This is a genomic window from Streptomyces sp. NPDC048506 (assembly GCF_040651315.1).
Classification (GTDB): Bacteria; Actinomycetota; Actinomycetes; order Streptomycetales; family Streptomycetaceae; genus Streptomyces.
Genome location: NZ_JBEZIX010000073.1, coordinates 19,665 through 39,271, shown reverse-complemented (window position 1 = coordinate 39,271; position 19,607 = coordinate 19,665). Strand labels below are relative to the sequence as shown.

The 19,607-nt window shown below is 73.0% G+C and carries 18 protein-coding genes; 7 read left to right on the top strand and 11 right to left on the bottom strand.

Translation table 11 applies throughout. The features are described from left to right. The 3 genes from AB0C96_RS38900 to AB0C96_RS38890 all read left to right on the top strand — a co-directional run. Positions 1–556, top strand: a 556-nt coding sequence (locus AB0C96_RS38900) for a TetR-like C-terminal domain-containing protein (RefSeq protein WP_362924495.1), incomplete at its 5' end; no start/stop codon positions are given. Positions 557–705: 149 nt separating this feature from the next. Next, on the top strand, positions 706–1,770 hold the full coding sequence (locus AB0C96_RS38895) for a hypothetical protein (protein ID WP_362924493.1): 1,065 nt from the start codon (positions 706–708) through the stop codon (positions 1,768–1,770). A gap of 308 nt (positions 1,771–2,078) precedes the next feature. Next, positions 2,079–2,555: a hypothetical protein gene (locus AB0C96_RS38890; protein ID WP_362924491.1), complete on the top strand. Its 477-nt coding sequence runs from the start codon at positions 2,079–2,081 to the stop codon at positions 2,553–2,555. Between the two features lie 76 nt (positions 2,556–2,631). On the opposite strand, the gene AB0C96_RS38885 is transcribed toward AB0C96_RS38890, so the two are convergent. The 4 genes from AB0C96_RS38885 to AB0C96_RS38870 all read right to left on the bottom strand — a co-directional run bounded on the left by AB0C96_RS38885 (position 2,632) and on the right by AB0C96_RS38870 (position 5,844). Then, on the bottom strand, positions 2,632–4,059 hold the full coding sequence (locus AB0C96_RS38885; protein ID WP_362924489.1) for an amino acid permease: 1,428 nt from the start codon (positions 4,057–4,059) through the stop codon (positions 2,632–2,634). Between the two features lie 177 nt (positions 4,060–4,236). After that, positions 4,237–4,452 carry a dodecin gene (locus AB0C96_RS38880; protein ID WP_362924487.1) on the bottom strand — a complete coding sequence of 72 codons (216 nt, stop codon included), beginning with the start codon at positions 4,450–4,452 and terminating at the stop codon, positions 4,237–4,239. Between the two features lie 84 nt (positions 4,453–4,536). Continuing rightward, a complete protein-coding gene (locus AB0C96_RS38875; RefSeq protein ID WP_362924485.1) occupies positions 4,537–4,998 on the bottom strand; it encodes a universal stress protein in 462 nt (153 codons plus the stop codon). Positions 4,999–5,085: 87 nt separating this feature from the next. Next, complete coding sequence (locus AB0C96_RS38870) at positions 5,086–5,844, bottom strand: PAS domain-containing protein (protein WP_362924483.1); 759 nt, start codon at positions 5,842–5,844, stop codon at positions 5,086–5,088. A gap of 105 nt (positions 5,845–5,949) precedes the next feature. Here AB0C96_RS38870 and AB0C96_RS38865 point away from each other — a divergent pair, with 105 nt between their 5' ends. The 3 genes from AB0C96_RS38865 to AB0C96_RS38855 all read left to right on the top strand — a co-directional run bounded on the left by AB0C96_RS38865 (position 5,950) and on the right by AB0C96_RS38855 (position 10,856). Beyond that, positions 5,950–9,147, top strand: a complete 3,198-nt coding sequence (locus tag AB0C96_RS38865; RefSeq protein WP_362924481.1) for a cytochrome P450 — start codon at positions 5,950–5,952, stop codon at positions 9,145–9,147. A 199-nt stretch (positions 9,148–9,346) separates the two neighbouring features. Continuing rightward, positions 9,347–10,522: an FAD-dependent monooxygenase gene (locus AB0C96_RS38860; RefSeq protein ID WP_362924479.1), complete on the top strand. Its 1,176-nt coding sequence runs from the start codon at positions 9,347–9,349 to the stop codon at positions 10,520–10,522. Positions 10,523–10,577: 55 nt separating this feature from the next. After that, on the top strand, positions 10,578–10,856 hold the full coding sequence (locus AB0C96_RS38855; RefSeq protein ID WP_362924477.1) for a hypothetical protein: 279 nt from the start codon (positions 10,578–10,580) through the stop codon (positions 10,854–10,856). A 13-nt stretch (positions 10,857–10,869) separates the two neighbouring features. Here the strand turns inward: AB0C96_RS38855 and AB0C96_RS38850 are convergent, their stop codons facing one another. Continuing rightward, complete coding sequence (locus tag AB0C96_RS38850; RefSeq protein WP_362924475.1) at positions 10,870–11,514, bottom strand: DUF2165 domain-containing protein; 645 nt, start codon at positions 11,512–11,514, stop codon at positions 10,870–10,872. A 186-nt stretch (positions 11,515–11,700) separates the two neighbouring features. Between AB0C96_RS38850 and AB0C96_RS38845 the strand changes: the two genes are divergently transcribed. After that, positions 11,701–12,735 (top strand): phosphatidylinositol-specific phospholipase C domain-containing protein, encoded by a 1,035-nt coding sequence (locus AB0C96_RS38845; RefSeq protein WP_362924473.1) that lies wholly within the window; start codon positions 11,701–11,703, stop codon positions 12,733–12,735. Here the strand turns inward: AB0C96_RS38845 and AB0C96_RS38840 are convergent. The 6 genes from AB0C96_RS38840 to egtA form a co-directional block, all read right to left on the bottom strand. After that, entirely contained in the window at positions 12,707–13,873 is a 1,167-nt protein-coding gene (locus AB0C96_RS38840) for a trypsin-like peptidase domain-containing protein (RefSeq protein ID WP_362924472.1), read from the bottom strand. The genes AB0C96_RS38845 and AB0C96_RS38840 overlap by 29 nt on opposite strands. 235 nt (positions 13,874–14,108) lie before the next feature. Further along, positions 14,109–15,056 (bottom strand): phosphatidylinositol-specific phospholipase C domain-containing protein, encoded by a 948-nt coding sequence (locus AB0C96_RS38835; RefSeq protein ID WP_362924471.1) that lies wholly within the window; start codon positions 15,054–15,056, stop codon positions 14,109–14,111. Between the two features lie 144 nt (positions 15,057–15,200). After that, complete coding sequence (gene egtD / locus AB0C96_RS38830) at positions 15,201–16,163, bottom strand: L-histidine N(alpha)-methyltransferase (RefSeq protein ID WP_362924470.1); 963 nt, start codon at positions 16,161–16,163, stop codon at positions 15,201–15,203. Further along, complete coding sequence (gene egtC / locus AB0C96_RS38825) at positions 16,160–16,915, bottom strand: ergothioneine biosynthesis protein EgtC (protein WP_362924469.1); 756 nt, start codon at positions 16,913–16,915, stop codon at positions 16,160–16,162. Before egtC ends, egtD begins: the two co-directional genes overlap by 4 nt. A 28-nt stretch (positions 16,916–16,943) precedes the next feature. Continuing rightward, on the bottom strand, positions 16,944–18,263 hold the full coding sequence (egtB, locus tag AB0C96_RS38820) for an ergothioneine biosynthesis protein EgtB (protein WP_362924468.1): 1,320 nt from the start codon (positions 18,261–18,263) through the stop codon (positions 16,944–16,946). Beyond that, positions 18,260–19,537 carry an ergothioneine biosynthesis glutamate--cysteine ligase EgtA gene (gene egtA, locus AB0C96_RS38815; protein ID WP_362924467.1) on the bottom strand — a complete coding sequence of 426 codons (1,278 nt, stop codon included), beginning with the start codon at positions 19,535–19,537 and terminating at the stop codon, positions 18,260–18,262. The genes egtB and egtA overlap by 4 nt, the downstream gene beginning before the upstream one ends. Positions 19,538–19,607: the final 70 nt, after the last annotated feature.

The following is a 19,607-nucleotide window of genomic DNA, read 5'->3' as shown; positions in this document are numbered from 1 at the left end:
CTACCGCTACTTCGCGGGCCGGGACGATCTACTGGGCGAGCTGATCCGGGACGCCTACGACGATGTGGCGCAGGCCATCGCACAGGCCGACAGTGGCTCCGCCGAGGACCCGCGGTCCACCCTGCACGCCCTCGCCGGCGCCTACCGGAGCTGGGCCGTCGCGCAGCCGCACCGCTATCTCCTGATCCAGGGAACGCCGCTCCCCGGTTACGCGGCTCCGTCCGACACGCTCCAGCGCGCGCGGGCCGTCCTGGGGCCGTTCCTGAAGGCGTTCGCCACCGGTGCGCCCGCAAAGGCGCTACGGCCGGCCGTCGCCGAGATGGACGCATGGGTACACAAGGACGACGGCGTCGCCGACTGGGTGGCGCAGCACACCGGGCTGCCGCCGCACGGCAAGGCGGCGGGCATCGCCCTCGCCGGTACGGTGCTGGCCTGGTCGCAGCTGCACGGCACGGTCGGCCTGGAGGTGTCCGGCCACTACACCGGGATGGGGCACCACGCATCGACCTTGCTCACCGCGCAGATCGACACCCTGGCCGACTCCTTCGGGCTCTAGGGTCTGTCCGATGGGTCATGGCCGGGCCCGCGACGCTCTCCCAGGTGCGTTGTCGGAGCGCGCTCGTTCTTGGTGCCGGGCAGGTGCGCGCCAAGGGGTGGCGCGGGGCCAACTCCGGTGCGTCGGCCGGTTCTCGGTAGGCTCACCCGGTGCTGCCGCCCGATGGGACCGATGTCCCGCACCCCGTTCTTCCCGCCGAATTCGTCCGCTACGCGGTGGCCCTTCAGGCCCCCGAACTCGCCTGGGGGCATCTGAACGGCCGTCTGACCGCCGAGGACACCGTCCAACTGGCCTTCCTCCGGCGCTGCGACCTCGGCGCGGGCCCCGGCGAGGCGTTCGCCCGGATCCACCGGGCGGGCCACGACCCGGCGGAACTCGCCGCCGTGTGCCGGGAGATCGCCGATGCATCGACGGACGAGGCGAGGACCGGTCGGGCCGCCGCGCGGGACGGGCAGCACGCACCGGACGGACAGTACGTACCGGACGGGCCGCTCGCACCGGACGGGCCGCGCGCACCGGACGGGCCGGACGCCCGGCGGGTCTGGGACTACCTCGAACGGAGTCGGCGCGCCTGTGACGAGGAGGGCGCAGCCGTCGACGGCGGACGCCGACTCGCCGACGGGCGGCGGGAGTTCCTCCTCGACCGCGCCGCGTCCGGCCAGGGCATGAACTGGCAGGAGAGCTCCGCGCTGCTCGGCACCGACCGGCCCGAGGAGGTGGACGCCGCGTTCGAACGCGGGGAGGAGCTGGTCGGCGTCGCGGTGATCGGCCTCGCCCTGACCCACCCCGACGCCGCGGCGATCCTGCCCAGGGTCGCCCGGGCCCTGGAGCGCGCCCTGGAGTCGTCGGACGCCGCCCTCCGTCACCAGGGCCTGGTCGCCCTCGGCCACACCGCCCGCCTGCACTGCACCGTCGACCGGCGCTGCCTGGATCTGCTGCGCCGCTGTCCGCGCCGCAACGAGGCCGACGACGACCTCTGGGGGTACGTGGCCCGCCGTCGGTTGCCGTGGTGGCTGTGGCGGCATCAGTTCGGCCCGTGGCTGTGGCAGGTGGTGCGGTATCAACCCGGCACGTTCGTGCGGTGGTTGGCGCGGCGGTCCGGGCGGTGGCTGCCGGGGAGCGGCTGCCGGGGAGCGGATGGCGGGGGCGGCGCGCCGTGGCGTCGCGGCCCGCCGCCCGTCGACCTGACAGCCCAGGAGGCAGGACCAGGGTGACGGTCCGGACCGCCGGCTGTGCGGCGGGCGCGGCTGGATCGCCGGCTGAGCGCCGGGCGTGGCCGCTTGGCCGGGTCGGCGTGGGCATGGCAAAAATCATGAGGTGGCTGCCTTGCTCTCTTTCGGAGCGCGTGCCTCAATGGATCCGCGATTCAGGTCGCTGACTCAACGTCAGATCCCACCGGATCAGGACGTGGTCGGCACGGAGCCCGACCGCGGGCCCCGCGTGGCTGCCTGTCGTTCCCTCACGTACCCCTCGACGGCCGGTGTCACGGACCTGTCACCCCCCTCACGAAGGCGGTACCCCCATGAGGCACCTCAGACCCGGCACGCACGGCATCGGGACGGCGCTCGCCGTGGCCGTCGCCGTCGTCGGCACCCTGGCGATGGCACCGGCCGCGACCGCGGTGACACCCGACACCGCCACCCTCTCCTTCGACTGCGGTTCGTACGGCTCGGGTACGGCGACGCTCACCGCGACCCAGGACGGCACGGCCGCCACGATCAGCCTGTCCACCTCGGCGATCACGTCGCCGATAAACATCGGTGCGAACTCGGTGAAGTCCACGCTGACGCTCACCAAGAACGGCTCGGACAGCACCCAGTTCAGCGGCAACGCCAACCCGGAGATCCCGGCCGGCAGCGCGGTGTCCACGGGGCCGCTCAGCGGCACGGTCGCGGCGGGCGACAGTCTGGAGGCCAAGTCCCTCACGGTCACCGTGCTGGGGATCACGGCCACCTGCAACGCCACCTCGGCACAGTCACCCGGACCGTTCGTGTTCTGACCCCGACCGCTCACGGAAAGGGGACCGGCGGGCATCCGCCCGCCGGTCCCCGATCCGGCTCACCGCGGCCCGCGGCTCACCCGGAGCTCTCGCTCTCCTCCCGCGCCAGGTTCGAGTGCCGGTAGGAGTACATGAAGTAGACGACCATGCCGATCAGGAACCAGACCACGAAGCGCACCCAGGTCTGCCACTCCAGGAACGTGATCAGCCAGAGCGAGAAGCACACCCCGATCGCCGGCACCACCGGCATCCCCGGGCAACGGAACGAGCGCGGCAGGTCCGGGCGCTTGTAGCGGAGGACGATCACCGCGACGCAGACCACCACGAAGGCCAGCAGGATGCCGATGTTCGTCAGCTCGGCCGCCTCGCCGATCGGCAGGAAGCCCGCGATCACCGCGGAGGCGACGCCGACGATCCAGGTCACCCGGGTCGGCACGTGGTGGGTGGGACTGGTCTTGGCGAACCACTTCGGCAGCAGACCGTCCCGGCTCATCGAGAACCAGACCCGGGTCACGCCCAGCATGAACGTGAACATGACGGTCAGGATGCCGATGATCGCGCCGACCGCGATGACGTCGGCGAGCCCGGTCAGGCCCACCGACTTGAACGCCGACGAGAAGCCGCTCTCCGGGTCGATGGACTTGTAGTCCTGCATACCCGTCAGCACCAGGCAGGCCAGGACGTACAGCACCATGGAGATCGCCAGCGAATACATGATCGCCTTCGGCATGTGGCGCTGGGCGTCCTTGGACTCCTCGGCCGCGGTGCTCATCGCGTCGTACCCGAAGACCGCGAAGAACACGGTGGCCGCGCCGGTGAACGCCCCGCTCACCCCGAACGGGAAGAACGGGTGGTAGTTGTCCGTGTTGATGTGGAAGAAGCCGACGGCGATGACGACCACGACCACCAGGACCTTCAGACCCACCACGATGGTCTCGAAGCGTGCGGCGTTCTTGATGCCGAGCGTGAGCAGATAGGCGATCAGCAGGCAGAGCACCGCCGCGAACAGGTCGACCCGGTGCCCCGGGCCGGTCCCGGGCGCGCCCAGCATCCAGGCGGGCAGATCGAGGCCCACCTCGCCGAGCAGGAAGCCGAAGTAGCCGGAGATGCCGATGGCGACCACCGCGACGATCGCGGTGTATTCGAGCAGGAGGTCCCAGCCGATGAACCAGCCGGCCACCTCACCGAGCACCGCATAGCCGTAGGTGTACGCCGAGCCGGCCTTGGGGATCAGCCCGGCGAATTCCGCGTACGAAAAAGCCGCCGCGGCGCTCGCAATTCCCGCAATGAGAAAGGAAACCAGGACCGCGGGCCCGGCCTTTCCGTTCGCAACGGTGCCGGCCAGCGTGAAGATGCCGGCGCCGATGATGCCGCCGACACCGATGGCGGTCAGCTGCCACAGGCCCAGTGCCCGGGTGAGCTGTTGGCTCGCGGGGCCCTCCGCCTCCTCGATGTGCTCGATCGGTTTGCGGCGCAATACGCCCTTTCCCGCGCGCAACCCCATGGGTCAACCCTCCGTAGGCTCACTCCGTCGTGCTCCAACGGCGGATCATCATGGTCCCTTTGGGGCGCTGGAGGAAGACGACTCCACAAGTTAAGGGTGGGACTCGCCCGGTAACGCATACCGGAAGGCGGACGTCCGAGGGGCGGCGAACGGGTGCCCGGGACGTGTCGGGGAGCGTCAGTCGGCGTCCTCCAGCCGGAAGCCGACCTTCAGTCCGACCTGGTAGTGGTCGATCTCGCCGTCGACGAGATGCCCGCGCACCTGGGTGATCTCGAACCAGTCGAGGTTGCGCAGGGTCTGCGAGGCACGCCTGATGCCGTTGCTGATCGCGGCGTCCACGCTCTGCTGGGACGTACCGACGATCTCGGTCACGCGATACGTGCGGTCGGTCACGGTGCTCTCCCTCGCCGGGGCGGCGCTCCGCCCGTCCACCCCCACCGTGCCTCAGCCCGGCCGGCCCCACCAGCGGAGCCGGCCCTACGGGACGACCGTGACCGGCCAGCGACCGGCCTTGACCAGGCGGACCGCGACGGAGCCCATGATGCGGTGCCCGGCCGACTCCGAGGCGCCCACCACCACGGCGTCCGCCTTGAGGTCGTCGGCCATCTGCACCATGCCGTTGTACGGATCGCCGCGCAGCGTGTGGAACTCCCAGCGCACCTGGTAAATCCCCTGGAGCCGCTCGGTCGCCTCGCGGATCTCGGCCATCAGCTCCTCGGCGACCTCGTTCGTCGCGTCCGCCACCGGGGCGCCCATCGCCGCGCCGGCCGGCAGCACCGGCTGGACGTAGACCAGCACCAGCTTCGACGCCTGCCGCCTGGCCAGCCCGGCCGCATAGGCCGCGGCGCGCCACGACGAGTCGGAGCCGTCGATGCCGACGACGATGACCTTCGGGCCGTCCGTTCCGCGCTCGAACTGCGCGGCTGCGTTCTCGTCCACACCTGGAGGTTATCCGCACGGGGGTGCCGCCGGACCCCCGGGCCGCCCCGCCGTGGGCCGCCGTGCGCCGCGGTGGGCCCGGCCGGGTCAGGCCGGCGCCGGTGGCCAGCTGTCCGGCGACAGCACGCCCAGCACGTACGCCTTGGCGACCAGCGCGGTACGGCCCTGTACGCGCCAGCGGCGGGCCAGTCGGGTGAGGTGGTAGTTCACCCCGTCGACCGTCAGACCCAGCGCGGTACCGATCGACGCGGTGGTGGCACCACCGGCGGCGAGCGCCAGGATCCGGGCCTCCACCGGGCTCGCCGTGCTGGGCGGGGCCGCCGGCGGCGGGACGGTCTCCCGCACCCGCAGCACCGCCAGCAGCGGGGGCGGCTGTACGGACGGGTCCCCGACCGGATCCACCGTCAGCTCCCCCTCCCGCTCGGACCCGTCAGCCCCGGCCCGCCAGTGCACCTCGACCGGGTAGCGTGACCGGTGGCCCAGCCGCACCGCCTCCTCGATCCGGAGCAGTTGCGCCTTCGCCCGGGGCTTGAAGAGGTCCAGCAGATTGCGGCCCCGCAGCTGCCCCGGAGCCAGACCCCACAGCACGGACATCGCCGGATTGGCGATCAGCACCTCACCGTCGCTGCGGCACACCGCGATCGGAGTGGGGATGCGGTCCAGCAGGATCAGGAAGTAGTTGCGCCACGGGCCGTCGGCGTACGGCCCGGCGTGGTCGACGTGTCCGGAGTCGACGTGTCCGGAGTTGACGTGCCCGGCGTCGACGTGTCCGGACGACGCACGGGGCGGTGTGTGGGCGGAGTGCGTCCCCGCCCCTGGTGCGCCGTCGGCAGTCCCGTTGTCCATTGCCCCTTCTCCGGTCCGCAGGCAAGGGCCCGCAGCGAAAAAACACTGCACAATCATGCAGTTGTCCGGGCGTGAGCCGCGCTCCGGGCCCCGCACGCTGGAGACATGACCGACACCATCGCACTCCACAGTGACGAACGCGCCGCCGACGACGGCATTCCGGTGGTCGACATCACGGCGACCGGCCTCACCAAGAAGCCCATGCAGCAGGCCATGGACCTCGCCCGGATCCACGGTCCGGCCTTCAAGCGCAGGCTCGGCGAACGCGAGACGCTCTTCCTCACCTCGCTCGATCTGGTCACCGAGGTCGCCGACGAGACCCGCTTCGCCAAGGGCGTCTCCGTCGTGCTGGAGAACGTCCGGGAGTTCGCCGGTGACGGTCTGTTCACCGCCTACAACGACGAGCCCAACTGGGCCAAGGCGCACGAGGTCCTGATGCCGGCCTTCGCGCTCGGCTCGATGCGCACGTACCACCCGGCCATGCTCCGGGTCGCCCGCCGGGTCATGGCCAGTTGGGACCGGAAGGTGGCCGACGGCTCGCCGGTGCAGGTCGCCGAGGACATGACCCGGATGACGCTGGACACCATCGGGCTCGCCGGGTTCGGCTTCGACTTCGAGTCGTTCTCCCGCGGCGACGCCGCGCACCCGTTCGTCGAGGCCATGGTGCGCTGCCTGGAATGGAGCATGAAGAAGTTCGCCCGCGACCCGGACGGCGACCACTCGGCGGCGGACGCGGCGTTCCGCGCCGACGCGGACTACCTCGCCACCGTCGTCGACGAGGTCATCGCCGCCCGCACGACGACCGGTGAGACCGGTGAGGACGACCTGCTGGGCCTCATGCTCGGCGCCCGGGACCAGGGCGACGGCGCGGCGCCCACCGGCCCCTCCCTGGACCTCGCCAACATACGCAACCAGGTCATCACCTTCCTCATCGCCGGCCACGAGACCACCTCCGGCGCGCTCTCCTTCGCCCTCTACCACCTGCTCAAGGACCCGCTCGCGCTGCGCATGGTCCAGCGCGAGGCCGACGAGCTGTGGGGGGACCAGGCCGACCCCGACCCGACCTTCGAGGACATCAGCCGGCTGCCGTTCACCCGGCAGGTCCTCAACGAGGCGCTACGGCTCTGGCCGACCGCCGCGGCCTTCACCCGCCAGGCCCGCGAGGACACCGTGATCGGCGGCCGCTACCCGCTCAGGGCCGGCGAGCTGGTCACCGTGCTCACCCCGATGCTGCACCGCGACCCGGCCTGGGGCGACAACCCCGAACTGTTCGACCCGTCCCGCTTCAGCCCGGACGCCGAGGCGGCCCGCTCCCCGCACGCCTACAAGCCGTTCGGCACCGGTGAACGCGCCTGCATCGGGCGGCAGTTCGCCCTGCACGAGGCGACCATGCTGCTCGCCCTGCTCGCGCACCGCTACCGGCTGATCGACCACCGCGACTACCAGCTGGACGTCAAGGAGACGCTCACCCTCAAGCCGGAAGGGTTCACGTTCACCCTGGCCGCCCGTACGCCCGCCGACCGGGCCGCGGTCCGCGCCGCGCTGGACACCCTCCCCGGCCGCTCCGGCGGCCCGCTCCGCTCCGCGGCCGACACGTCGGCCGACGACGGGCTGCCGACCCGGGTCCCCCAGGGCACCGGCCTGCTGCTCCTGCACGGCAGCAACTACGGCACCTGCCGCGAGTTCGCCGAGCGGCTCGCCGACGAGGCCACCACCCTGGGCTTCGCCGCCGAGGTGGCGCCGCTGGACTCCTGCGCCGAGAACCTCCCCGCGGACCGGCCCGTCGTCATCGTCGCGGCCTCCTACAACGGCCAGCCCACCGACGACGCGGCCGCGTTCGTCCGCTGGCTGACCACCGCGTCGGACGGCGCCGCCACGGACCTCCCCTTCGCGGTGCTCGGCGTCGGCGACCGCAACTGGGCCGCCACCTACCAGCACGTACCGACCCTCATCGACGACCGCCTGGAAGCGCTCGGCGGCCGGCGGCTGCTGCCCCGCGCCGAGGCCGACGCCTCGGGCGATCTCAACGGCACCGTCAAGGAGTTCGCCGCCGCGCTGCGCACCCGGCTGCTCACCCGGTACGGCGACCCGGCCAGCATCGGTGCGGACGCGCCGGCGGCCGAGGACACCGGCTACACGGTCACCGAGCTCACCGGCGGGCCGCTGGACGCCCTCGCCGCCCGGCACGACCTCACCCCGATGACCGTCACCGAGGCCTACGACCTGACGGCGCAGGACTGGCCGCGGCCCAAGCGCTTCCTGCGGCTCGCGCTGCCGGACGGCGTCGAGTACCGCACCGCCGACCACCTCGCCGTGCTCCCGGCCAACGCCCCGGCCACCGTGGACCGGGCGGCCCGCGCCCTCGGCGCCGACCTCGACACCGTCCTCGCGGTGCACCCCGGCCGCCGCGCCGGCCGCGACGCCCTGCCCGTCGACCGGCCGCTGTCGGTACGTCAACTCCTGACCTATCACCTGGAGTTGGGGATGCGGCCGACGGCCGACCAGGTCGCCGTGCTGGCCGCCCACAACCCCTGCCCGCCCGAGCGCCACGCCCTGGAGTCCCTCGCCGAGGACGACCCGCGCACCGTGATCGAGCTGATCGAGGACCACCCGGCGCTGCGCGGGGCGCTGCCCTGGCCGACGGTGCTGGAGCTGCTGCCGCCGCTGCGCACCCGGCACTACTCGGTGTCGTCCTCGCCCGCCTCCGACGCCCGGCACGCCGATCTGATGGTCTCGCTGCTGCCCGGCGGCACCGGCTCGACCCATCTGCACGCGCTACGGCCCGGCGACACCGTCCTGGCCCGCGTCCAGCCCTGTCGGGAGGCCTTCCGGCTCGACCCGGCCGACGACACTCCCGTCATCCTGGTCGCCGCCGGCACCGGCCTGGCACCCTTCCGCGGCGCCGTCGCCGACCGCGTCGCCGCGGGTCGGACCGCACCGGCCCGGCTGTACTTCGGCTGCGACGACCCGGCCGCGGACTTCCTGCATGCCGCGGAGTTCGCCGCCGCCGAGGCCGCCGGCGCGATCTCCGTACGCCCGGTCTTCAGCGAGCGCCCGGAGAACGGCCACCGCTTCGTCCAGCACCGCATCGCCGCGGAGGCCGCCGAGGTGTGGGAGTTGCTGCGGGCCGGCGCGCGGGTGTACGTCTGCGGCGACGGCAGTCGGATGGCGCCCGGCGTACGGGCCGCCTTCCGCGAGCTGCACGCGGCCCACACCGGCGCCTCCCCGCAGGAGTCCGAGGCCTGGCTGCGCGAACTGACCGCTTCCAGCCGCTACATCGAGGACGTGTACGCCGCGGGCTGAGGCCCGGTCCGCGGGGCGCTCGGGACCCGGTCCCGGCCCCGCGGTGGTTCCCCGCTTCCCCTCCTCCTACGGGGGAGGGGAAGCGGCAGGCTGGATCTTCCGGCCCGGCCGGGCCAAGGTGGACAGGTGCGGCCAACCCGGGCCGCACCGTCCGCCGGCCACGACCAGCCCGGCGGCCCGACCGTGGGGGGACATCGGCATGACCAAAGCCCTGATCATCGGAGGCGGCATCGCGGGGGCGGTGACCGCCATGGCCCTGAAGAAGGCCGGCATCACGGCCGAGGTCTTCGAGGCCTACCCGACCGGCGCGGACGACGTCGGCGCCTTCCTCGTCGTCTTCGCCAACGGACTCGAAGCACTGAGGGTGATCGACGCCCACGGCCCGGTCGTCGACCACTCCTTCCCGGCGCGGCGGGTGCAACTCCTCGGCAGCGACGGTGCCCGCCTGGGGGAACGCCCCATCGCGGGCACGGAACAGGGCGCCGGACTCGGCCCGCGCACCCTGCGCCGGGCCACCCTCTACCAGGTGCTGCACAACGAGGCGGCGCGCCGCGGCATCGCCGTACGGCACGGAAAGCGGCTGGTCGGCGCCGAGACCGTGCGCACGCCCGAGGGCAAGCGGGTGGTCGCCACCTTCGCCGACGGCAGCCGCGCCGAGGGCGACCTCCTCATCGGTGCGGACGGGCTGCACTCCGTCACCCGCACCCTGATCGATCCGGCCGCCCCGCAGCCCCGTTACACCGGCCAGAACACCGTCTGCGGCTACGCCCGCGACACCGATGTCGCGCTCCCGCCGGACACCTACACCATGATCTTCGGCCAGCGGGCCTTCTTCGGCTGCACCCGCGCCCCCGACGGCGAGATCTGGTGGTTCGCCAACGTCCCCGGTACGGAACTGGACCGCACCCGTCCGCCGGCCACGACTCCCGAGGCCTGGCGCGAACGGGTCGCCGCGCTCTTCGCGGACGACGACACCCCGGCCGCGGACGTCGTGCGCGCCACCGACGACCGCATCATCGTCTCCAACGCCTACGACATCGCCAGCACCCCGAGGTGGCACACCGACACCGCGGTCGTCCTCGGCGACGCCGCGCACGCCGCCGCGCCCAACGCCGCCCAGGGCGCCTCCATGGCCATCGAGGACGGCATCGTCCTGGCCAAGTGCCTACGCGACCATCCGGAGCCGCAGAGCGCCTTCGTCGCGTACGAGAAGCTGCGCCGCGAGCGCGTGGAGCGGGTCGTCGCGGCCAGCGCGGGCCTGGCCCGGCGCACCGCGTCGGGCGGGCCCGGCAGCCGCCCCGCCGGCCCGGACGGCGCCGAGCGGGGCGGTCCCGGCGCGGACGACTGGCTGACGGGCTACCGCATCGAGTGGTGAGGCGGGGCCGGCGCGCCGCTCGGCGAGCCGCGTTGTCGGACCCCTGTGGTCTGCTGTGTGCAGCGAGCACGGCGGGATCGACCACTACGACCCCAACGGTTGGGACCACGGCGCCGGTTACAAGGGCGCCGCGGCCTGGTCACTGCCCGATCTGGCGGTGGTCCCGGGGCTGATAGCCGAGCGCCGCGACGAACTCGACGCGGACGACGCCCAGGTGCGCCGCACCGCCGCGACAGAGCTCCGCACGAGGATGCGGGCCCATGACGCGACGGTCGACGAATCGCCGTTCTGGGAGCAGGTCTTCCAGGGCTTCACGGAGGACGACACCCCCTAGGAGGTGTCCCGGCTCAGGACACCGTGGCGCCGGCCCGTTCCTCCGTGCCCGCGCGGAGCCGGGCAGGCGCCCCCAGGTGGACGACGAGCAGGGCGATCCCGGCGACCGTGACATTGCGGGTCGCCGCCTCCAGCCCGTTCCAGGCCTTGGACTGCCACATCGCGAACCACTCGCCGCCGATCGCGAGGAACCCCGCGCCGAACAGCGCCAGCACCATCAGCAGGCCGAGGGTGCTCACCCACCGGGCGCGGGTGAGCCCGCCACGCCGTATGCCGACGGCCCAGAGCACCGTGCCCGCGATCAGCACCAGGGCGGACACCGTCTCCCAGGCGATGATCGCCACGTACGTCGCGTCCTGGAGCGCGTGCGAGGTGATGGCCCGCCACATCAGATCCGGGTCCTGGAACGTGGTGTCCATGGCCAGGACGTGGCGGACGAACTGCTGGTTGGTGCCGAAGTCGGTGATGTTGCCGAAGGCGACGAGGGTGATGTAGAGCGCCACCGTTCCGGTGAGCACGGCTCCCGCGAGCGACAGCCCGGTACGGTCGCCGGCCTCGCGGGCCGGCGAGGGCAGGCCGCCACCGGTGGTTCTGGTACCGGCCTCCGTCCCCGGCGCTGCCGAGTGGGGGGTGTTCGCGTTGCTGTTGGTGTCGGCCATGTGCAGGCCCTTCCTGGTCGATCGACGTCATCCGCCGTGTGTCTGCGTTCGAGCCACCCCGTGGGTCCTACCATCCTCAACTCCCGTACGCTGCTCCCCGATCGACCGGGTGACCGACCGGTCGAGGAGGCGTTCGGGTCGAGCGGCCGGGCGGCCGACGACCGAGGACCGAGGAAAGCGGGGCACATGAACGGTAAGCGGTGCATGGGGACGGTCGCCGCCGCGGCGGCGGCGGTCATGGCGGTGTCCGGGTCGGCGGTCGCCCAGCCGGCCGCCCTGACATACGGCACCAGCACGTCCGTGGGCGTCCACAACGCCTACGACAAGGAGAAGTACCCCTACTTCGCGGACGCGCTGGACTCCGGCGCCGCGCTGCTCGAACTCGACCTGTGGTCCAACGGGTTGGGCCGGTCCTGGCGGGTCTCGCACAGCAACCCGCTGGGGAACAACAACAACTGCGAGGGCGCCGGGAACGCCTCGGAGCTGCGCACCAAGGACCGCAACCAGGACTTCGCCGGCTGCCTCGCCGACATGAAGGCCTGGCACGACGCGCACCCCGGTCACCGTCCGATTCTGGTCAAGGTCGAGATGAAGGACGGGTTCAACGCCAAGGGCGGACGCGGCCCGGCGGAGTTCGACGCGCTGGTGCGGCAGAAGCTGGGCGACGCGGTGTACGGGCCCGGCGATCTCACGGCCGGACACCGCACGCCCGACGAGGCGGTGCGCGCCGGTGGTTGGCCCTCGCGCGCCGATCTGGCCGGGAAGTTCCTGTTCGAGCTGATACCGGGCACGCTTGAGGAGAGCAATCCGTTCGACAAGCTGTGGACGGACGTCGAGTACGCGACGCATCTGAAGGACCTCGCCGCACAGGGGAAGCTGGCGCAGTCGACGGCCTTCCCCGCGGTGCACGGCGCGGCACCCGGCGACCCGCGGGACCGCTATGCGGACCCGGCGCTGCGCCCGTGGTTCGTGGTGTTCGACGGCGACGCCGCGACGTATCTGAACGGCTCCATCGACACCGCCTGGTACGACACCCGGCACTACCTGCTCATCATGACCGACGCGCACAACGTCCCCCCGGTGATCGACGGCACCCGTCCCACCGAGGCCGAGGCGCTGGCCCGGGTCGGTCAACTCGCCGCCGCGCACGCCAGTTTCGCCACCGCCGACTGGTATCCACTGCCGTCCGTCCTCAAGACCGTGGTGCCACGCGGGGCCTGACGCCCGGCGTGGGAGGCGGGTCCGCGGTGGCGCGGCGGTAGAGCGCCGCCACGGCCCCGCCGAACCGGCTGCTGTACGAGGTGAGGTCGTCACCGCCCTCGTCGAGACCACCGATCACCCCGATCAGCGAGCCGGTCCCGCTGTCCCGTTCCAGGTCGGTGAGCATCGGCCCGCCGCTCGTGCCGTTGGGGAACCCCGGGCAGCGGAAGCGCAGTTGGGTCGGTCCCTGGGCCTCCGCCGTGTGCCGGCAGCTGATCGGCCGGTCCTGGTCGGCGGGGTAGCCGGTCAACAGGGCCGGGCGCCCGGCCGGTGCGTCGAACCGGATCCGTTCGGCTCCGGTGAGGTCCTCTATCCGGCTGTCGGCCCGCCCGTACCTGCGGACCCGCAGGAACGCCACATCGCGGTCCGGGTCCCGGTCGCTGATCCAGCGGGGATCGACATGGATGCGGGTGGGCACCCACAACCCGTACGGTGCGATCCCGTCGTGCAGTCCGGGTGCGAAGACGAGCCGGGTGCGGAACCCGTCGTCGTGCACGCAGTGCGCCGCGGTGACGACGAGGTCCCGGTCCGGGGAGTGCACCACGCTCGCGGTGCAGTAGTGCGCCGGAGCATCGTCGTCACCCGGGGAGAAGAGCGCGCCGATCGCCGGTGAGGGGGCCGCCGGGGCCGCCACCAGCGGCCGGGACGCCGACAGCGGGTCGGCCGCTCCGCCCGCGCCCCGGGCCGGCACGGGCGGCCCGGGCCGCTCCTGGTACGGGCCGGCGAGCACCGCGGCGGCGGCCTGGTCGCCGTCGGCCCGGACGGCGAGGTAGGTGCCGGTGGCGCGGTCTCCGGCGGCCAGGAACGGGTCGCGCGACGGCATGCCCAGGGCGAGCGCGGTGCTGCCCACCACGACGGCCAGCACACCGAGCGCCACGCTCGTCCGCAGCGGAACGCCGGCCCGGCCGCGGCCCGCACAGGTCGGTCCGACGGGGCCGGCGCGGCGCCCGGCCGCCGGCGCCCCGACGGTCCCGGCCGCCGCCCCGTCCACAGGGTGCGCAGGTGCGGTCCCGTCTGTGCTCGTCTCCACCACCAGCCGCCTCGCCGCATCAGCCGGCGGTGCCCCGTCGGACGTGGGGGCGGCACCGGAATCAGACATGTCACCCAGTCTGCGGCAGGGCGGGCGGTCTTGGTGGGATCACCCGGGCGGATCAGCGCGCACCGCCGCCGAGGATTCCGGGCACCGGCCGCACCCGGAGCCGTGCTGCCGCCCCGTGCCGGCGCCGGGCCCACGGGCCCGGCGCGGCCGAGGACGCCCACGGCAGCTCGCCGAGCGGCCGACTGCTCCAACCGGGTGAGCGGGCCGCGCCCGGCCCCGACCGACCGCGACCCGCTCACGGAGTCAGACGCACCGACCGCCCCGCGAGGTTGTGTCGGATCAGCGTTTCCGCCAGGCCGAACTCGTTCGGAAAGTCCATCGGGACGATGCCCAGGCCGGTCCATGCGCTGCCTTCGGCGCCCTCCAGCAGGTTCTTGACCTGGGGGTTGAGGCGGTCGGCGTTGGAGCGGGGCGGCAGCAGGGCGGCGGTGCTGACGTAGTTGACGAAGAGCTTGCCGGGCTGCGTGACGGCCTTGCGGAACTGGGCCTCGATCTTTGGGTACTTCCCGAACGGCTCCGCGTTGTAGTCGTCCTGGATGTCGAAGAGCTGGGGGTCGGCGTAGCGGATGCCGCCGAGGCCGTCGGAGTCCGCCAGCAGGACGACCCGGCCGCGGGCCTGGCCGAGGGTCGGCAGGCCGTCCTCCAGGCGGAACAGGGAGCGGTAGCCCTTGTCGTCCAGGTAGCGGACGAAGATACCGCGGAACTCCTCCGCGCTGACCTCCGAGTACTCCTGCTTGACCCGCATCAGCACCGTCTCCGAGGGGTGTGCCCCGAGGAACGCCCGGCAGGCGTCCAGCACGTCGCCGAACATCAGCTCCTGGTAGAACGCGCCGTGGTGGATGGCGAAGACGCCGTCGACGGCCCGGCAGCGGACGTCGAGGAAGCGGATGCCGCTGTTCAGCTGGGCGTCGACGGGAGTGTTCTGGCAGGCGACCCAGGGGCCGCCGATCCGGGCGCCGGAGTCGTGGGTGCCGGGGATCGTCAGCCGCTGGACGGGCGTGCCGTCGCCGAGCGCGGACATCCAGTCCTGTACGGAGAGCACGGACGGCGCGGAGCGCCGGGACGCACCGCGCTCCGCCGCGCCGGCCGTGAACTGCGCACTGCCGACGCCTGCCAGCAGCCCGGCGGCCGACAGTCCGGCCGCGCCCCTGAGGAATCCCCGTCGGTCCAGCCCCAGCCCCATACTGCTTCCCCTGCCCCTCAAGTCTGCGCGCGGCACGCCTGTCCCGTGCGCACGTGTGGTCGGGGCATCGAACCACACCGGCCGTGAACATGGCACCCGGCCGGCGCGCCCGCGAGGACGCACCGGCCGGGAAGGCGCCCCGGGTCAGGCGCGGAACGACAGCGACAGCGCGAAGCGTTCCGCGCCGTCCGTCCACCAGTTGGTCAACTCCATTCCCGCGGCGGCGAGTTCGGCGCGCACGCCGTCCTTGCGGAACTTGGCCGAGACCTCGGTCCGCAGCTCCTCACCCGCGTCGAAGGTCACCGCGAGGTCCACGTCGGGGATCTTGACGGTCAGCTCCTTGCGTGCCCGCAGCCGCATCTCGATCCACTCGTGTTCGGTGTTCCACAGGGCGACGTGGTCGAAGTCCGCCGGGTCGAAGTCGCCGCCCAGCTCGCGGTTGATGACATGCAGGACGTTTTTGTTGAAGGCGGCCGTCACGCCCTGCGGATCGTCGTACGCGGCGACCAGCGTGGCCTCGTCCTTGACGAGGTCGGTACCCAGCAGCAGGGCGTCGCCCGGGGACAGCAGGGCGTGGACGGAGCGCAGGAACGCGGCGCGCTCCTCCGGGACCAGATTGCCGAGGGTGCCGCCGAGGAAGGCGAGCAGCCGCGGGCCGGGCGTGTCCGGCAGCTCGATGCCCTGCTGGAAGTCGGCGACCAGGGCGTGCACGGTCAGTCCGGGGTGGTCGGCCAGCAGCGCCTCGCCGGCCGCGGCCAGCGCGGACTCGCTGACGTCCACGGGCACATAGCTGTGCAGTCCGGTGAGCGCGCCGATCAGATGACGGGTCTTGTCGGACGACCCGGAACCCAGCTCGATCAGGGTGCGGGCGTTGGTGGCCGCGGCGATCTGGTCGGCGCGGGTGAGCAGGATCTCCCGCTCGGCGCGGGTCGGGTAGTAGTCGGGCAGCCGGGTGATCTCTTCGAACAGCTCACTGCCGCGGGCGTCGTAGAACCACTTGGGCGGCAACTGCTTGGGAGTACGGGACAGGCCCTGGGAGACGTCGGCGCGCAGCGCGGCCGTGGTGGCGTCGGCAGGGAGGGTGCGGGTGATGCTGAGGGGGCTCACGTAGCGGGCTCCTTGAGCGGGGTGAGGTGGACGTCGTTCCGGGTGGCGCGCACCAGGGTGCGGTCCGGCACCTCGGTCCAGTGGGGGGAATCGTCGTACGGTTCGGCGGCGACCACCCGGCCGCCGCCGGGGACGGCCAGATGGAAGAGGGTGTCGCCCCAGCTGGTGGCAGCGATCGTGGTGCCGTCGGTGAGCAGCAGGTTGAGCCGGGAGCCGGGCGCGGCCGCGGCGACGGCCGTGACGGTGTCGGCCAGCGCCTCGCCGAGCTCGTCGCCGCGCGCCAGCCGGTGGTGGACCAACGCCCATACGAAGGCGGCGTCGCAACGGGCCGGTAGGCGGAGCAGCTCCACCGGCGGCAGCTCGGCGGCCAGCGGCGCGAGCGCCTCGGGCCAGCCGGTCACCGCGCCGTTGTGGCTGAAGAGGTAGCGGCCGGCGGCGAACGGCGCGGCCGCCGCCTCGGCGTCCGGGCCGGCCACGGTGGCGTCCCGGACGGCGGCCAGCAGCGCGCCGGTACGCACCACCCGCCCCAGGTCGGGCAGTTGCTCATCGGCCCAGATCGGCCCGGCCCGCCGGTACCGGGCGGGCACCGGGTCGCCGGGCGCGTACCAACCGACCCCGAAGCCGTCCGCGTTGACCGTTCCGTGCCGCTGGCGGCGCGGCGCCCAGGACTGTCGGTACAGGCCGTGCGGCGGGGCGAGCACGATCTGGCCGAAGGGGATCTCCGGCCCCAGATAGGCGAGATGACGGCACATCAGTGGTCCGCCTCCCGTTGTACGCGGCTCATGCCCCCACCTCCGGTTCGGCGTCCCGGGCGGTCCGGAACCCGGAGAAGATCTGCCGCCGGACCGGCAGGTCCCAGTTGCGGAAGGTGCCCCGGCAGGCGACCGGGTCGACCGCGAACGACCCACCGCGCAGCACCTTGTGCTCCGCGCCGAAGAACACCTCCGAGTACTCCCGGTAGGGGAACGCGACGAAGCCCGGGTACGGCAGGAAGTCGCTCGCCGTCCACTCCCACACATCGCCGATCAACTGCCGTACGCCGAGCGGTGACTGGCCGTCCGGATAGCTGCCGATCGGCGCGGGGCGCAGGTGCCGCTGGCCGAGGTTGGCGTGCTCCGGCGCGGGGTCCCGGTCGCCCCAGGGGTAGCGCATCGACCGGCCGGTCGCCGGGTCGTACCGGGCGGCCTTCTCCCACTCCGCCTCGGTCGGCAGCCGCCGCCCGGCCCAGCGGGCGTAGGCGTCCGCCTCGTACCAGCTGACGTGCAGTACCGGCTCGTCCGGCGGCACCGGTTCGGTCACCCCGAACCTGCGGCGCAGCCACTGGTTGCCGTCCCGCTTCCAGAACAGCGGGGCACGCAGCGCGTGCTCCTGGACCTGCGAGAAGCCCTCCGGGGCCCACCAGCGGGGGTCGTGATAGCCGCCGGCCTCGATGAACCGCTGGTAGGCGCCGTTGCTGACCGGTGTGGTGTCGATCAGGAAGGAGGGCACCACCCGGGTGTGCCCGGGCCGCTCGTTGTCCAGCGCCCAGGGCTCGGTGGACGTCCCCATGGTGAACGGGCCGCCCGGGACCAGGACTTCGGCGGGCAGGATCGCGTCGGGGACGGGCGGGGGCTCCGGAGCGGTGAGCACGGCCGGACCGCGGCGCAGCTGGTGCGTGATGAGCATGGTCTCGTCGTGCTGCTGCTCGTGCTGGGCGATCATGCCGAAGGCGAAGCCGGAGTCCAGCAGTGGACCGCCGTGCAGCGGGGTGCGCTCCAGGAGGTCCAGCACCCGGCCGCGGACCTCGGCGACGTAGCCGTGCGCCTCGTCGGGCCCCAGCAGCGGCAGCGACGGGCGCTCGGCGCGCGGATGCTCGAAGGCGTCGTAGACGGAGTCGATGTCCGGCCGTAGCGGGTCCCGGCCGCCGACGGTGCGCAGCAGCCACTGCTCCTCCTGGTTACCGATGTGCGCCAGGTCCCACACCAGGGGCGACATCAGCGGGGAGTGCTGGGCGACGAGGTCGGGGTGCTCCACACAGGTGGTGAGCAGCCGGGTGCGGTCGCGGGCGGCGAGCAGCGCCGAGGCCGCCCGCTCACGAAGGAGCTCGGGGTCGATGGTCACGTGCTCTCCTTGCCGAGAACGAGTGCGCCCTCCGCGGCGTGCAGGGCGTCGAGGTGGTCGTCGGCCGGGCAGCGACCGCGCGCCACATAGCGCTCGGTGAACTCCGCGACCGCCGCGCGCACCTCGGGGGACGCGCCGAGCCGCGGCAGCGCCTCCTGCGCGGCGGCGAAGCAGCCGACCGCCGCGGCGTGCAGCTCCGGGTCGGTCAGCGCCCAGCGGGCCGCCCGCCGCCACAGTGGATTGCGCGGGGCCGGCCGCGCACCGGCCGTCTCCGCCAGCGGCTTGACCAGCCGGTAGGCGCGCTCGCTGGCCTCCGGGTCGTCGAACAGTGCGGCCGTGACGGCCAGCGGCACCACCCAGCCGGCCTCGCCGGACTGCGCGTCGATCATGCGCAGTTCCAGATGGCCGCGCGGCCGGACGGGTGGGAAGAGCGTGGTGACGTGGTAGTCGAGGTCCTCCCTGGTGGGCGGTCTGGGCGAGCCGGTACGGACCCATTCGCGGAAGGTGAGCCCCGGCGGCGCGTCCCAGCTGCCCTCCTCGGTGCGGATGCACATCACGGGAGCGTCCAGGACGTAGCGCGTCCAGGCCTCGCGCGGGTCGGCCGCCTGGGGCGGTGCCAGCGTGCGGTCCGGGTCGAGTTGGGACCAGACGACCTGGCGGGTGCTGCGGTAGCCCGTGGGGCAGCCCTCGCTGGTCGGCGAGTTGGCGAACGCCGCGGTCAGCACCGCCCCGAGCAGGTGCGCCAGCAGCCAGCGCCGGCCCAGCCCGAGCGGCCCCGGCTCCTCGTACCCGGCGTCCAGGCAGACCTGGACGGACGCGGTGGCGCACATCATGGACCGGCCGGCGGAGCCCCAGCGGTCGAAGTACGCCTCCATGGCGTTGTAGCGCGGCTGGTCGAGGACCCGGCGTGGGGGGTGCCACGGGTTGTGGCCATGGCCGGCCATGCCCAGCCCCCTGGCCAGCAGGGCGGGGCGGACCAGTGCGAGATCGGCCGTCACGGCCGCGATGCACTCGGTCAGCGAGGTGGCGGGCAGCGAGCTGAGCTCCAGCTGGCCGCCGGGTTCGAAGGTGAGCAGCGAGGTGAGGGGGAGCGCGCGGAGCGCGGTGGCCGCCTCGTCGAGCCGGTGCGGGGTGACCGGACATCGCGGGTTGCGGGCATCGTGGACGAGCCATTCGATCTCGACCCCGATGCGGCGCGGCGGACCCGTCTTGAAGCAGATTCCGCGTAGGTGAGCTTCCAGTTCGGCTTCCGATATCGCAGGCCGTACGGGCATGGAACCCCTCTCCCTGGTGGGGATGGCGGCATGATTGCCGCCCTCCACTTAACTAGGGTGCGGGCCCTGC

Bases quoted from the DNA above. Each gene is read 5' to 3' on its own strand.
- AB0C96_RS38890 (WP_362924491.1), top strand. From the start codon at position 2,079: ATGAGGCACCTCAGACCCGGCACGCACGGCATCGGGACGGCGCTCGCC.
- AB0C96_RS38885 (WP_362924489.1), bottom strand. From the start codon at position 4,059: ATGGGGTTGCGCGCGGGAAAGGGCGTATTGCGCCGCAAACCGATCGAG.
- AB0C96_RS38870 (WP_362924483.1), bottom strand. From the start codon at position 5,844: ATGGACAACGGGACTGCCGACGGCGCACCAGGGGCGGGGACGCACTCC.
- AB0C96_RS38865 (WP_362924481.1), top strand. From the start codon at position 5,950: ATGACCGACACCATCGCACTCCACAGTGACGAACGCGCCGCCGACGAC.
- AB0C96_RS38860 (WP_362924479.1), top strand. From the start codon at position 9,347: ATGACCAAAGCCCTGATCATCGGAGGCGGCATCGCGGGGGCGGTGACC.
- AB0C96_RS38850 (WP_362924475.1), bottom strand. From the start codon at position 11,514: ATGGCCGACACCAACAGCAACGCGAACACCCCCCACTCGGCAGCGCCG.
- AB0C96_RS38845 (WP_362924473.1), top strand. From the start codon at position 11,701: ATGAACGGTAAGCGGTGCATGGGGACGGTCGCCGCCGCGGCGGCGGCG.
- AB0C96_RS38840 (WP_362924472.1), bottom strand. From the start codon at position 13,873: ATGTCTGATTCCGGTGCCGCCCCCACGTCCGACGGGGCACCGCCGGCT.
- AB0C96_RS38835 (WP_362924471.1), bottom strand. From the start codon at position 15,056: ATGGGGCTGGGGCTGGACCGACGGGGATTCCTCAGGGGCGCGGCCGGA.
- egtC (WP_362924469.1), bottom strand. From the start codon at position 16,915: ATGTGCCGTCATCTCGCCTATCTGGGGCCGGAGATCCCCTTCGGCCAG.
- egtA (WP_362924467.1), bottom strand. From the start codon at position 19,537: ATGCCCGTACGGCCTGCGATATCGGAAGCCGAACTGGAAGCTCACCTA.